The organism is Alphaproteobacteria bacterium (assembly GCA_017308135.1).
In the GTDB taxonomy this organism is placed as follows: domain Bacteria; phylum Pseudomonadota; class Alphaproteobacteria; order CACIAM-22H2; family CACIAM-22H2; genus Tagaea.
Genome location: JAFKFM010000012.1, coordinates 119,315 through 133,097 on the forward strand (window position 1 = coordinate 119,315; position 13,783 = coordinate 133,097).

Consider the following 13,783-nt stretch of genomic DNA (forward strand, 5'->3'; position numbering starts at 1 on the left):
AGAGCACAATGAAATTCGAATTGAATCGCCGCACGCTTTTGGCCGGTCTGGGCGCTTCGGCCGCCCTGCCCTTGCCCGTTTTCGCGCAAGGGGCCGGCAACGCCGTCGTCTACACGTCGAACAACCAGCAGGCCGTGCAGTCGATCACCGACGTCGCGCGCACCAAGGCGCCCAATATGCGCTTCAACTTCGTGACCGGCGGCAGTGCGGTCCTGCTGCGCCGCATGGAAAGCGAAGCGGGCAAGCCGCAAGCCGACGTGTTCTGGAGCTCCAGCGCCAACACGCTGGGCGCGTTCAAGCCGCTGTTCGAATCCTACCGCTCGCCCGAAGCCGCTTCGATCCCCGCGATGTTCGCGGAACCCCAGAATCTGTGGACCGCGTCGAACGTCCACGTCGTCGTGCAGATGGTGAACACCAATCAGCTGGGCGGCAATCCGCAGCCCAAGACCTGGGCCGATCTGCTCGACCCGCGCTGGAAAGGCAAGATTATCATCGCCGATCCCGCGAACAGCTCGACCGCCTTCACCATCCTGTGGGGCGTGCGCCAAATGCTGGGCGCGGAGGCGTTGCGCAAGCTCGCGGTCAACACGACCGTGACGCCGGCGGCCGCGACCGTGCTGCGCGCCGTGGCGCAAGGCGAATTCACCGTGGGCCTGACGTTCGAATCGAACGCCTATGCCTATGTCGCCGGCGGCCAGAAGGAGATCAAACTGGTCTACGCCGAGGACGGCACGTTCACGACGCCGGAATTCATCGTTCTGGCGAAGGGTGCCCCCAACGGCGACGCGGCCAAGCGCGCTTTCGACGTGATGATCTCGCGCGAAGTGCAGATCGCCCTGTTGGAGAACGCGTTCCGCCGGCCGAGCCGCGGCGATATCGACGTGTCCAAGCACGCCGATCTGCCGAATTTGGGCTCGATCAAGGTGTTCGCGCTCGACGAGAACGACGCCGCCGCCAAGCGCGACGCCTTCCTCGCCGAATGGCAAGCCGCCGTCGCGGCCGCGCGTTAAGTCAATTCTTCGTGCCAGGTACGGCCATCGCGCTCGATCAGCGCGGTGGCCGCCGCCGGCCCCCAGCTGCCGGCGACGTAATTCTTGGGGGCTTCGCTCCCGCGCTCCCACTCGCGCACCAGCGGATCGATCCAGCTCCACGCGGCCTCGACCTCGTCGCGGCGCATGAACAGCGTCTGGTTGCCGCGCACCACGTCCATCAGCAAACGCTCATAGGCTTCCGGGAAGCGGACGGAGAATTCCTCCGCGAAGGATAGATCGAGCGGTGCGGCCCGCAAACGCATGCCGCCGGGCCCCGGCTCCTTCGTCATCAAGCGCATCGTGATGCCTTCGTCGGGCTGCAAGCGCACGACCAGGCGGTTGGCTTCGAGCTTCACGCCCTCGCCGAACAGCGAATGCGGCACGGGTTTGAAGGCGATCACGATCTCGGAGTTCTTGCTCGCCAGGCGCTTGCCGGTGCGCAGATAGAACGGCACGCCCGCCCAGCGCCAATTGGCAATGCCCGTCTTGATCGCGACGAAGGTTTCCGTGCGACTGGTGCGGCCTTTGCCCAGATCGTCGGCATAGGAGCGGACGGCCGTGCCCGCGATGGCGCCGGCCACGTATTGGCCGCGTACGATGGCCGACGATGCGACGGGCTCCAGCGCACGCAGCACTTTCAGCTTCTCGTCGCGCACCGCATCGGCCGCGAAGGCGCGCGGCGGCTCCATCGCCACCAAGCACAGCAGCTGGACGAGATGGTTCTGCACCATGTCGCGCAAGGCGCCCGAGCCGTCGTAGTAATCGGCGCGGCTTTCGAGCCCGACGGTTTCGGCGACCGTGATCTGCACATGGTCGATCCATTGCGACGACCACAACGGCTCGAACATCGAATTGGCGAAGCGCAACGCGATCAGGTTCTGGACCGTTTCCTTGCCCAGATAATGATCGATGCGATAGATCGCGGATTCGTCGATCACCGCGCCGATTTCGTCGTTGATCCGCCGCGCCGAGGCGAGGTCGGAGCCGATCGGCTTTTCGACCACGAGGCGCGTGAGCGGCGTGACGAGGCCTTGCTGGGCCAAGCGCCGCGCGATCGGCCCGAAGAATTTGGGCGACGTGGCGAGATAGACGACGCGGACGTGATCGTCGCCGCCCTTCAACGCGTCGGCAAGCGCGGGCCAGCCCTGCTCGCCTTCCGCATCCAGCGTCACATGGCGCAGCCGCGCCAGGAACCGCTCCCAGAGCGGCTTGTCGCCGGGCGACAGCGTCGGGCGGACATTCTCCTCGACGAACTTGCGATAGGCCGCATCGTCGAAATTCTTCCGTGAGACGGCGACGATCCGCGCCTCGGCCGGGATCTGGCCGTCGGCGTCGCGATGCCAGAGGGCGGGCAGCAATTTGCGCGTGGCGAGGTCGCCCGTTCCGCCGAACACGACGCAATCGAACGGGGCGACGGGAATGATCTGTGACAAGGTACTTTATCCTTCCGATACCGGGCGTCAGCATCCGACGGAACACCCCGGTTTGTCATTAGCATTGCGGGGAATTTCCGGGCCGGGCAGACTTATCCGGGCCGAAATCGGAGAGCGGAACATGGGCGGACAGGTCGATTTTTCGAATTTCGCGGGCGTCGATCTGGACGCGATGCCGTCCATTTTGCGCGGCGAAGCGCGCGTCGTCACCGCCCCGTTCGTGCGGGCCACCCCCGAAACTTTGAAGGGGTACGGCCACCTCGTGCGCGATTTCGCGACCGGCAAGGTCACGATCGTCACCTGGCCGCAACCCGGCTGGCGGCCCATCGTCGATGGCACGGGCAACGAAGGCGGCACGGTCGAGGATACGTTCGAGATGGTCCGGCGCGGCCAAATTCAGCACGCGGTCAATCACGCGGTCGGGCGCGGCTATGTGACCGGCTGGTTCGACGATCCCGCCGATGCGCGCGAAGACCGCGAACCGACGGACGCCACGCTGCTCTATACGCACGAGGCGAATTACCATCCCGATGGCGGACAGATCTTCGTCCCGCGCGATGGCGCATCCTTCGTGGCGCTGTTGGCGAAGCCCGGCGACGATTTGAAGCCCGAGGATTTCGTCGCCTTCCATTTCGACGGCAGCGTCGGCGTGCATATCGATCCCGGCGTGTGGCATCAGCCGGTGTTTCCCGTGCACGCGCGCGCGACATTCGACGACCGCCAAGGCCGCGTTCACGCTTGCGTGTCGTGCGACTTCGTCACCGAATTCGGCGCCTATATCGGCGTGCCTTTGACGCCGCGCTAATCCCGGCCGCTGAGGCGGTAATGGGGATCCATGCCGATCCCGTCGAGATAGCCGTCGTAGAACTGCTTCACGTAAGGGAAGACCGACTTGGCGAGCGTCACGCGGTCAAGTTCGGCCGGCGTCAACGGCGCCTTCATGCGCGCGGCGATTTCCGCCAGCGTCGCATCGCGATCGAGCTTCGTGAAGCTTCCATCCTTATAGACGGTCTCGCCCGCGATCATCACGCGCTTAACCGCATTGCCGCGCGCGCGCTGGACCAGCACGTCGATCGGTGCGACCGCGTCGTTCTGATAGGGATAGGTCACCGTATCCCAATCGAACATCACCAGATCGGCTTCGCAGCCGGGATGGAGGCGCCCGATCGCGGTGCCGAAGGGCGTCGTCTCGGCGCCGAATTCGGTCGCCATGCGCAGGATCTGCGCGGGCTCCGGATGCGGCGCATCGAGCCCCGGCTCGCGATGCATGCGCAGCGCCATGCGCATTTCCTGCAACATGTCGCGGTCGTCGTTGATCCCCGCCTCGTCCATGCCGAGACCGACGCGAATACCCTTGGCGAGGAAGCGGTTGAGCGGCGCCAAACCGCTTTTGAGCCGCAGATTGGAGCTGCAATTATGGCAGATGCGCGTGCCCGTATGCGCGCAAAGCTCGATATCGCTTTCCGTCATCCAGGTCGAATGCCCGGCCGTCAGCAACGGCCCGGTCAGGCCCATGCGATGGAGATGTTCGAGCGCCGTGCCGCCCGTGCGCTTTTTCGCATAGGCCTTCTGGTAGACCGTTTCGACCAGATGGATATGCATCGGCGCCTTGTCGCGCGTCGACAATTCGGCCGCGAGTTCCAACGCGCGATCCGACAGCCAATGTAGATTGGCCGGCGCCAGCTGAACCGCGATCAGGCCGCCGGCCTTCGCGCGCAACGCCTCATAGACCGCGCGCTGATCGTCGAGTGGCAGGGTGAAGCGCTTGAAATAGTCGCGCAAGCTCGGCTGCACATCCGCCGGCACGCTGGCCGTGAATTCTTCGTCGTCGGCGTAGACGAGACGATTCTGGTCGCGCAGGCCCATCGAATAGGACGCGCGCAGGCCGATATCGCGATAGGCGTCCATCACCCGGCCAGCGGTCGCGACGATCTGCTCCGCCGTGCCGGGCGCGCGGCTGTGCAAATGCTGCACGGTCGTCACGCCGCTCGCGATCATCTCGAACGCCGAGAAAAGCGTATCGAGATAGGGATCGACGTCGCGCAAGGCCAACCGGCTCGCGAACCACAGCTCCAGCGGATGATCGGGCGAGCCCAGTTGCAGCGGCGTCAACCCGACATGATGATGCGCGTTGATAAGGCCGGGGATGACGAACATCTCCGGCCCGCCGGTTTCCGCGGCACCTGGATGCGCCGCGCGCATCTCGGCCGCCGGCCCGATCGCCAGCACCTTGCCGTCTTGGATCGCCATTGCCGCGTTCTCGTGCAGGATCGGCGTGCCGTCTTTCGCGAAGCCTTCGAGAATGCGGCCCGCGACGACGCGTTGGATTTGGCCGCTCATATCGCGGCCGCGCGGCGCAAGCCCACGAAGCGTTCCAGCGCCAACAGGGCGACGATCGTCAGGACGAGCAGCAAGGTGGAGACGGCGGCGATCATGGGATTGGGCGACTCTTCGATATATTCGAGCAGTTGGACGGGTAGCGTCTTCGTACGCGCATCAGCGAGAAAGATCGAGATCGGATAATTGTCGAACGAGGCGAGAAAGGCGAAGATTCCGCCGCTGACATAGGCCGGCGCGAGTGCCGGAATCATCACTTTACGGATCGCGCGCGGAAAGGAACAGCCCAGCGTGCGCGCCGCATCGATCAGCGTGAAATCGAACAACGCCAACGCGGCCAGGATGGAGCGCACGATGAAGGGCAGCGTCATCACGACGTGCCCGGCGACGATGGCCGCCAATGGAACCGTCAAGCCATAGGCCTTGAAGCCTTGCAGCATGGCGATACCGAGCACGATGCCCGGCAGCATCAGCGGCGAGAGGATCAGCGCCGCCAGCGCGTCGCGGCCGGGAAACGCGGCGCGCGCGATGGCGATCGCGGCGGGCGTGCCCAGCAGGATCGCCAAGAAAGTCGAGACTGCCGCGATCTGCGCCGAGAGCGTCATGGCGCTCCAGAAGGTGCGGTTGGCCCAGAGCCGTTCCCACCAGCGCGCGGAGAACTCGCCGACCGTCACGTCGAACACCGGCGAGGCGGAGACCGAGACGAGCACGACGACGACGATCGGCGCCAACTGGATCGCCAGTACCAAGCCGGTCGTCGCGAAGACGAGCTTTTCGAGCGGGCGTTTGATCACGCGCGCACCTGACCCGGCTTGCGGTTGACCACGCGGCCCGCGAGGAACACGGCGGCGAAGGCGACCGCCAGCAGGATCAGCGACACCGTGGCGCCGCGCACCGGATTGAGGATGACGAGATAGGAATCCGCCGCGACTTTCGACAGGGTTTTGAACCCCGCCCCGGTCAGCAGGCTGGGAATGACATAGGCCGAGACGGCCATCGAGAAGACGAAGCAGATGCCGGCGATCAAGCCCGGCAGGCTGAGCGGCAGGATGACCTTGCGGAAGCAATAGACGGGCGAGCCGCCCAGCGTCGCGGCCGCCCCCAGTAGATCGGGATGGATCTGGCGCAATACGCCGAAGATCGGCAACACCATATAAGGCAGCAGGATCGACGCCGTACCGACGATCAGGCCGGGTTGGGAAAACAGCAGCGGCAAGGGCTCGCGCGTAATGCCGGTCAGCATCAGCAGATGATTGACCAGGCCGTTGGAGCGCAGCAGCACCAACCAGCCGAAGGCTTTGACGATCACGCTGGTCGTCATCGGCAGCACGATGGCGATCAGCAGCAGCATCTGCATTTTCGGACCGCTGCGCGCCATCGTATAGGCGTAGGCATAGCCACCGATCGCGGCGACGATCGTCACCAGCGCGCCATAACGCAACGTGTTCCACACGACGCCGAGACTATAGGGATCGTTGAGATAGCGCGTGAAATTGCCGATCCCCACCCCGTCGCCGTCGCTGAACCCGTCGAGCAGCAGACGCCCGAGCGGGAAGACCAGCGCCACGACGAAATAAGCCGCGGCGGGAATCGCGAGCAGGGCCAGCGGATCGATACGGCGGCGCGCGGCCGCCCGTTTCATCATTCCGCCCGCCTTGCCCGCGATTGCCGTCACGCTCAGGCCACGACTTCGCGGTCGAAGCGCTCGATCCACGCCGCGCGATTCTTCGACACGAATTCCCAATCCGTATTGAACATCTCGCTGGGCGACATGATGCCGGGGCCGACCGGCGTCGAGGGATTGGCCGGCGAGTCGAAATAACGCTCGGCGAATAGCTTCTGCGCGGGCGCTTCGAGCAACTCGGTGATGAACTCGCGCGCGAGTTCGGCATTCGGCGCGCCCTTCACTTCGGCGACGCAGGACGGAATGCCGAACGAGCCTTCCTTGGGGGCGGCCAGATCGATCTTCACGCCCTCGCCCTTGCGCAGCAGCACATAGGACGTGATCTCGCCAGGAATCGCCCAGGCTTCGCCCTGTTCGAGCAGCGCCTGGCCTTGCTGGCCGTTGTTATAAAAGGCCATCACATTGGGCTTCAGCGCGCGCAGCTTCTTGAAGCCGGCATCGACGTCGTATTGCGCTTCCTGGAAGGGCTTGCCGGTTTCCAGATGCGACGCGATCGTCAACACGTTGGCGGTCGAGGTCAGGCTCATATGCGGCACGGCCAGCTTACCGCGATACTTCGCGTCCCACAATTCGGCCCAGGTCGGCACGCCGCCGGGCACGCGCGTCGAGTTGAACGCCACGGCGACGCGCGGCGTTTTATAGCGCACCCACATCCCGTCCTTGGCGACCGCGACCGGCACCACTTTCGACAGACCCTTCACGCCGGAAGGCGTCACCGGCGCGATCAGGCCTTCGCCGCCGGCGCGCAACATGATGTCTTCGTCCATCATGACGACCGACATCGTCGGCTTGTCCTTATTCGTTTGCAGCTTCTGCAGGTTCACAACCGAGCGCGAGCCTTCGAACAGCACCTTGGCGCCGGTACGCTTTTCGAAAGCGGGGATGATGTCGTCGCGCATCAGCCCGGCCATGCCGCCGGGGCCGCCGACGACGATCTCCTTGGTCTGCGCGCGCACGATCGCGGGGGCGCCCAACAGCGCCGCCGTGCCGATCAGAAAATGTCTGCGGGTTGTCATTCGTCGAATCCTTTCACGAGGGGGAATGAAGCGGAGGGGCGGAAATCAGGCCGCGTCGACCTTCTTCCATTCGCGCGCGCGCATCATGCGCCGGTGCATATGCGTGCCCGCCCAGATCGGCTCGTATTTCGGCGGATTGCCGGGGCCCGTGCAGGTCGGCACGCATTCGACGGTCGCGTCGTAGTTCGGATGCTGGAAGAACGACAGCGACATGCGGTCGGTCGACGCGTATTCGCGCGGCGGATTGACCACGCGATGCTTGGTCGAAACCCAGCGGTCGTTGGTCCATTGCGCCAGCAGATCGCCGACATTGACGATCACCGCGTCGCGCGGCGTCACCACGTCGTGCCATTGCTCGTCCTTGCCGAGCACCTGCAAGCCGCCCATCGCGCGCTCCTGCAGCAGCAGCGTGATGCTGCCAACGTCGGAATGCGCCCCGGCGCGCAATTGGCCGGGCAAAGGCGCGTCGGGCTGCGAGGGGTAATGGTTGGCGGTGCAGGTCGACGACGATTTGTCCGTCTTGTCGTCGAACCAGGTTTCTTCGAGTCCCAGCGCCGTCGCGCAGATATGCATGAAACGGTCGGCCAGACCGTTCATCTCGCGATAGAAGCGCTCCCACGTCGCGCGATAGGCGGCGGGCGTCTCGGGCCAATGATTCGGCGCGTAGGTGTTGCCGAATTCCGGGCGGCGGAAATACGGATCGTCGATGTCGATCCGGCTCATCATGTAATTCTCGCGCAGATCGGGCGGCAGCCCCTTGTTGTACGACGAGCCGGAGCGTTGCGTGGCCGAGCTGTTGAAGCCACGGAAAATGTCGAGCGCGGGCGGCGCGTATTTCGCCTTCTCTTCCTCCGGCAGACGGAAGAATTCATGCGCCGTAGCGAAAGCGGCGCCGATCGCGTCGGTCGGCACGCCGTGGCCGGTCAGCGTCAGGAATCCGATCTGGCGGAACGTGTCGTCCACCTTCTTGGCGATCGCCGCACGCGTGGCGGCGTCGCCCGTGGCGAAGCCCGAAATGTCGATCACGGGAACTTGGGTCATGGCGATTTCCTCTCGTTAAGGCGTCTTCGAACAGGGGCGGATCAAATTGCATACAGGATTAACTGTTGCATACAGGTTGATCCGACTGCCGAAGGTTTCGGCAGGGTTCTTGGGCGTTTCGCGCGACGGATCGCCGTAGGGCAAAGCCGCACCCCGGCTTAAATAACGGCATTCAAACGAAATCCGGCGATGGCGCGCGTGCATGCGAATGTACTCCCACCGCGTGAACTGCAAGCGCTATGCCCGGCATATGGATTGCACACAATCCCTCCAGACCCGTCGCGAAACCTGGAGAATGACCGCCATGCCGATCCGTTCCGTTTCCCGCCGCCGCCTTTTTGCCGGTCTCGCCGGCGCCGGTGCCGTTCTCGCCGCACCGCGCCTCGTGCGCGCCCAGGCGCGCGAATTGGTCGTGATCGGCTTCGGCGGCGCGCTCGACGATCCCTATAAGCGCGCGGCCGCCATCGTCCAGGGCCGCCGTCCGGGCACCACCGTGCGCATCGTGCCCGGCCTGTCGGCCGAAGCGATCGCCCAGGTGAAAGCCGCGCGTGGCGCTTCGCCTTACGACATGACCGGGATGGAGCCGCCCGCCGTGCTCAACGCCGTCGCCGAAGGCGTGCTCGAGAAATACGATCTTTCCAGCGTGCCGAACGCCGCGAATGTGGAGCCGCGCTTCCTGGTCGAAGCCTATGGCTACGGCGTTCCCGTCACCTATACGGTGATCGGTATCGCCTATAATCGCGAACTGCTGAAGGAGCCGCCGAAGACCTGGGCCGATCTGTGGAAGCCCGAGCTCAAGGGCAAGGTCGGCATCGCGCGGCCCGCGTCCAATCTCGGCCTCGGCACCTTGTCGATGGCGGCGCGCCTGTTCGGCGCGGGCCCCGACGATCTCGATGCCGGTCTCGCCAAGTGGAAGGAAATCAACCCCGTCGTCGGCCGCACCCCCGGCCTGCTGACGCAGATGATGGAGCGCGGCGAAATTTCGGCCGCGGTGCTATGGCACACGAATACGGCCATCGCCGCGTCGCGCGGTTTGCCGATCGGCTTCGTCAAGCCGGAACCGGGCACGATGGTGTTGCCGTCGTCGAGCACGTTGTTCGTGAACTCGGCCGCCAAGGACGTGGCCTTCGACCTGATCAACGAGATGCTGTCGCCCGAGCATCAGAAATTCGCGGCCAACGCGCCCTATTTCTTTGGGCCGACGGTGAAGGGCGTTCTGCCGCCGCCGGAAGCCGCCCCCTTCATGCCGTCCTCGGCGGAAGAGATCGCGAAGATCCAAGCGGTGGATTGGACGAAGCTCGCACCCGCACGCGGACGCATCACCGAAGCCTTCGACCGCGTCTTCGCGGGCTGATCGGGCGATGGACGGTGCCTATGTCGGTTTGGCGCCTTTCGTCGCCATCGACGGCCTGACCAAGCGTTTCGGCGATCACGTCGCCCTGGCCGATTGCGCGCTTGCGATCGGCAGGGGCGAGATCGTCACGCTGCTCGGGCCGTCGGGCTGCGGCAAGACCACGCTGCTGCGCTGTATCGCAGGGTTTGCCGAACCCGATGCGGGCCGCATCGCCATCGACGATATCGACACGCTGGCCCTGCCCGTCAATCGCCGCCCGGTCGGCGTCGTGTTCCAGAACTACGCGCTGTTCCCGCATCTGACCGTCGCCGCCAATGTCGGCTACGGACTGAAAATGCGCGGGGCGCCGAAGGCCGAAATCGATCGGCGCGTGGCCGATATTCTCGCCCTCGTCTCGCTCTCCGAACTCAAGGACCGCTACCCGATCGCCTTGTCCGGCGGTCAGCAGCAGCGCGTCGCCGTGGCGCGCGCCTTGGTCGTCGAACCCAAATTGCTGCTGCTCGACGAAGCGTTCAACGCCCTCGACGCCAAGCTGCGCGCGGGCATGCAGGCGGAGCTGCGCAAGCTGATCAAGCGCCTGGGCATGACAGCGATCTTCGTCACCCACGATCAGGACGAAGCCCTGGCGATCTCCGACCGCGTCGCGGTCATGGGCGGGGGCCGCATCGCCCAGGTCGCCAATCCGATCGACATCTACGACCGGCCCGCCTCGCCTTACGTCGCGCAATTCGTCGGCACGTCGAACATGCTCGTCGCGCGCGCGTCGGGCGGCGCGGCGACGCTGCCGGGCGGCATCAAACTCGCCACACCCCTCAGCGGCGACGTGCAGGTCCTGGTGCGGCCGCAGAATTTCGAGATCCTCGATGCGGGCGATTCGCGTGCCGGCTGGCAAGGCCGCGTTACGTTCGGCCGGCCCGCCGGCGCCATCGTCGAATACGAGATCGACGCCGCCGACGGCACCAGCTTCAAGATCGCCGCTTTGCGCGATTCGCCAGCGGGCCATCTGCCGGTCGGCGCGAAGGTGGGGCTTGCCGTGCGCGACGCCAGCGCCTGCGTCGTGTTCGAGGCGTCGTCCTGATGCTCGATATGATCGCGCGCTTCGCCAATGGGCGCGGGTTTTGGCCCGCGATCCCGGCGGTCGCCTTCCTGACCGTGCTGATGGTGATACCGCTCGTCCTGCTGCTGTCCTTCGGCTTTTCGGATATCGTGGTGTCGCGCGGCGTGATCGTGTCGCAGGATTTCACCCTCGACCATCTGACGAAGATCCTCGGCGACCGGCTGTATCTGCTGACCTTCCAGCGCTCGATCAATCTATCGCTGTCGGTCACGGCGTTGTGCCTGATCTTCGGCTTTCCGGTCGCGTATCTCTATTTGCGCTCCGGCACGTTCGCGCGCCGCGCGATTCTGATCGCGGTGATCGCCCCGCTGCTGACCAGCGGCATCGTGCGCACCTATGCCTGGATCGTGATCCTCGGCGGGCAGCGCGGCATCGTGAACCGCGCCCTGCTCGATCTCGGCTTGATCGACACGCCCTTGCGCATCCTCAATACGCATTGGGCCGTGCTGATCGGCATGACCCAGGTGCATCTGCCCTTGATGATCCTGCCGCTGATCGCGGTGATGACGCGCCACGACAAGGCGCTCGACGAAGCCTCGGCCAATCTCGGCGCCTCGCGTTTGCAGACCCTGCGCCACGTGATCCTGCCGATGAGCGTGCCGGGGATCGGCACCGGCGCCACGCTCGTCTTCACGCTGAGCTACACGACCTTCGTTGTGCCGCAATTGCTGGGCGGCGGGAACTATCTCAACGCCGCGACGATGGCGTTCGAGCAGATGGTCTATTCGCTCGAATGGAGCAAGGGGGCCGTCACCTCGACGCTGCTGCTCGTCACCTGCATCTTCTTCATCGGGCTCTTCACCTGGGCGAGCCAGGCCGCGACGCGTTGGATCCGCCAGGAAGGTGTGGCGTGAGCGGCGCCCGGAAAATCGCGTTGACCGACCGCATCGGCGTCGCGGCGATCTACGCCATCGGCTTTCTGTCGCTCGCGTTGCTCGTGGCGCCGTCGCTGATCGTGGTCGCGATTTCGTTCGATACGCGCAGCTACGTGTCGTTCCCGCCGGTCGGCTTCACCTTCGACTGGTACGCCAAGCTGTTCGCCACGCCCGAGTTGATCCAGGCGATGTGGGTCAGCCTGAAAGTCGGCCTGATCGTCACCGGCATGTGCCTGGCGCTGGGCGTGCCCACGGCCATCGCCTGCGTGCGCGGCCGTTTCAAGGGCCGGCAGGCGTTGTCGGTGTTCGTTCTGTTCCCGCATATGGTGCCCGGTATCGTGCTGGGCATCGCCATCCTGTTCGCGGGCGCCACGATCAATGCGCGCCCATCGATCGGCCTGCAAAGCTTGGCGGTCGCGTGCTTCATCCTGGCGGTGATGATCCGCATCGTCATGGCGCGGCTGATGCGCCTCGACGTGGCGCTGGAGGAGGCGTCCGCCAATCTCGGCGCCACGCGGTTCCAGACCTTCCGCCATGTCGTGTTGCCGTTGTTGCTGCCCGCGATATGGGCCGGCGCGGCATTCACCTTCATCGAAGGCTTCGACAATATCTCGGTCGCGATCTTCACCCATGGCCATCGCGACCGGCCCTTGCCGGTCGAGCTGATGTCGCTGGTGCAGAACGACAACACGCCGATGGTCGCCGCCGTATCGGCCGCACAAATCGCGTTGTCGGTCGTGATTCTGGGCGTCGTCTCGTCGACGCTCGGGCTCGAGAAACTCAACGACTGACCGGGAAGGAATTGCCGTGGCGATACCCACGATCGATCTGACGCCGTTCTTCGAAGGCACCGCCGCCGACCGCGAGGCCGTCGCGCGCCAAGTCGACGACGCCGGGCGCCATCTTGGCTTCATGCGTTTCGCGGGTCACGGTTTCCCGATCGACCTGACCGCCAAATGCGTCGCGGCGGCGCAGGATTTCTTCGCCAAGCCCGCGGCCTTCAAGCGCCGCTACGGCCCGGCGAAGGATGGCGATTTCAACGGCTATTGGGGCCCGGAAAGCGAATTGTCCGGCGCCCTGTTCGGCTCGAAAACGAATTTCGATCTCAAGGAGAAATTCAAGATCAGCCGCCCGACCGATACCGGCGAATACGATCCGGCCCAGCCGAAGATCGGTTGGGAATATCAGCCCAACCGGCTGCCGGCCGATCCCGCCGCGTTCGCGCCGACCTTCCTCGCCTACTACGCCGCGATGGAAACGACCGGCAAACGCGTGATGGGCGTGATGGCCGCCGCTTTGGGCATGAACGCCGAATGGTTCGACGACAAGCTCGATAAGCAGGAGAGCACGGCGACCTGGAACCATTATCCGCCGCAACCTTCGGGCGCCAAGGAAGGGCAGTTCCGCTCCAGCCCGCATCGCGATATCGGCTCGATCACCATTCTGATCGAAGGGATCGGCCAAGGCCTCGCCAGTGGCGGACTGGAGATCATGGACGAGCACGGCAAATGGCTCGATGCGCGCTACGAGCCGGGCACAATCATGGTCAATGTCGGCGATCTGTTGCGCCGCTGGACCAATAATCGCTGGACCTCGTCGCTGCATCGCGTCGCCAATCCGCCGGATGCCGCGTCGGCAGCCAAGGGCCGCGTGTCGCTCGCTTTCTTCCAGAAGCCGAATTTCCACGCGGCCTTGGCGGCGGTGCCGAGTTGCGTGGCGCCGGGCGAAGCCCCCGTCTACCCGCCGATGCCGGCGGGCGAATATATGCGCTACCGCATGCTCCATTCCGTGGGCGTGCTCGAGAACGTCGAAAGCGTGTTCGAACCCGGTTTGATGGCGGCGCCCGATCCCGCCTATGGCCGCAAGCTCGAACCCCAACAACAAGCCTGAGGAGA

The 13,783-nt window shown here is 65.0% G+C and carries 13 protein-coding genes; 7 read left to right on the top strand and 6 right to left on the bottom strand.

The window, feature by feature from the left end:
• Positions 1-8: 8 nt before the first annotated feature.
• Positions 9-1,010 (top strand): extracellular solute-binding protein, encoded by a 1,002-nt coding sequence (locus J0H39_21980; protein ID MBN9499434.1) that lies wholly within the window; start codon positions 9-11, stop codon positions 1,008-1,010.
• Here J0H39_21980 and zwf read toward each other — a convergent pair.
• The gene (gene zwf, locus J0H39_21985; GenBank protein MBN9499435.1) at positions 1,007-2,464 is read right to left on the bottom strand and encodes a glucose-6-phosphate dehydrogenase; all 1,458 of its coding nucleotides are present in this window, start codon (positions 2,462-2,464) and stop codon (positions 1,007-1,009) included. The two genes, J0H39_21980 and zwf, sit on opposite strands and share 4 nt — an antisense overlap.
• A 172-nt stretch (positions 2,465-2,636) precedes the next feature.
• On the opposite strand from zwf, the gene J0H39_21990 reads away from it, so the two are divergent.
• A complete protein-coding gene (locus tag J0H39_21990; protein MBN9499436.1) occupies positions 2,637-3,269 on the top strand; it encodes an ureidoglycolate lyase in 633 nt (210 codons plus the stop codon).
• Here the strand turns inward: J0H39_21990 and J0H39_21995 are convergent.
• From J0H39_21995 to J0H39_22015, 5 genes are read right to left on the bottom strand one after another with little or no spacing between them, the layout of a single operon-like run.
• The gene (locus J0H39_21995; protein MBN9499437.1) at positions 3,266-4,804 is read right to left on the bottom strand and encodes an amidohydrolase family protein; all 1,539 of its coding nucleotides are present in this window, start codon (positions 4,802-4,804) and stop codon (positions 3,266-3,268) included. The two genes, J0H39_21990 and J0H39_21995, sit on opposite strands and share 4 nt — an antisense overlap.
• Positions 4,801-5,595 carry an ABC transporter permease gene (locus tag J0H39_22000; protein ID MBN9499438.1) on the bottom strand — a complete coding sequence of 265 codons (795 nt, stop codon included), beginning with the start codon at positions 5,593-5,595 and terminating at the stop codon, positions 4,801-4,803. The genes J0H39_21995 and J0H39_22000 overlap by 4 nt, the downstream gene beginning before the upstream one ends.
• On the bottom strand, positions 5,592-6,446 hold the full coding sequence (locus J0H39_22005; protein MBN9499439.1) for an ABC transporter permease: 855 nt from the start codon (positions 6,444-6,446) through the stop codon (positions 5,592-5,594). The genes J0H39_22000 and J0H39_22005 overlap by 4 nt, the downstream gene beginning before the upstream one ends.
• 32 nt (positions 6,447-6,478) lie before the next feature.
• Positions 6,479-7,501 carry an ABC transporter substrate-binding protein gene (locus tag J0H39_22010; GenBank protein MBN9499440.1) on the bottom strand — a complete coding sequence of 341 codons (1,023 nt, stop codon included), beginning with the start codon at positions 7,499-7,501 and terminating at the stop codon, positions 6,479-6,481.
• Positions 7,502-7,546: 45 nt separating this feature from the next.
• Positions 7,547-8,542: an isopenicillin N synthase family oxygenase gene (locus tag J0H39_22015; GenBank protein ID MBN9499441.1), complete on the bottom strand. Its 996-nt coding sequence runs from the start codon at positions 8,540-8,542 to the stop codon at positions 7,547-7,549.
• A 304-nt stretch (positions 8,543-8,846) separates the two neighbouring features.
• On the opposite strand from J0H39_22015, the gene J0H39_22020 reads away from it, so the two are divergent.
• The 5 genes from J0H39_22020 to J0H39_22040 are packed head-to-tail and all read left to right on the top strand — an operon-like array spanning position 8,847 to position 13,778.
• Positions 8,847-9,896 (top strand): extracellular solute-binding protein, encoded by a 1,050-nt coding sequence (locus tag J0H39_22020; GenBank protein ID MBN9499442.1) that lies wholly within the window; start codon positions 8,847-8,849, stop codon positions 9,894-9,896.
• Between the two features lie 7 nt (positions 9,897-9,903).
• Entirely contained in the window at positions 9,904-10,974 is a 1,071-nt protein-coding gene (locus J0H39_22025; GenBank protein ID MBN9499443.1) for an ABC transporter ATP-binding protein, read from the top strand.
• Positions 10,974-11,867: an ABC transporter permease gene (locus tag J0H39_22030; protein ID MBN9499444.1), complete on the top strand. Its 894-nt coding sequence runs from the start codon at positions 10,974-10,976 to the stop codon at positions 11,865-11,867. The genes J0H39_22025 and J0H39_22030 overlap by 1 nt, the downstream gene beginning before the upstream one ends.
• Entirely contained in the window at positions 11,864-12,679 is an 816-nt protein-coding gene (locus tag J0H39_22035) for an ABC transporter permease (GenBank protein MBN9499445.1), read from the top strand. Before J0H39_22030 ends, J0H39_22035 begins: the two co-directional genes overlap by 4 nt.
• Positions 12,680-12,695: 16 nt before the next feature.
• Positions 12,696-13,778 (top strand): isopenicillin N synthase family oxygenase, encoded by a 1,083-nt coding sequence (locus J0H39_22040; GenBank protein MBN9499446.1) that lies wholly within the window; start codon positions 12,696-12,698, stop codon positions 13,776-13,778.
• Positions 13,779-13,783: the final 5 nt, after the last annotated feature.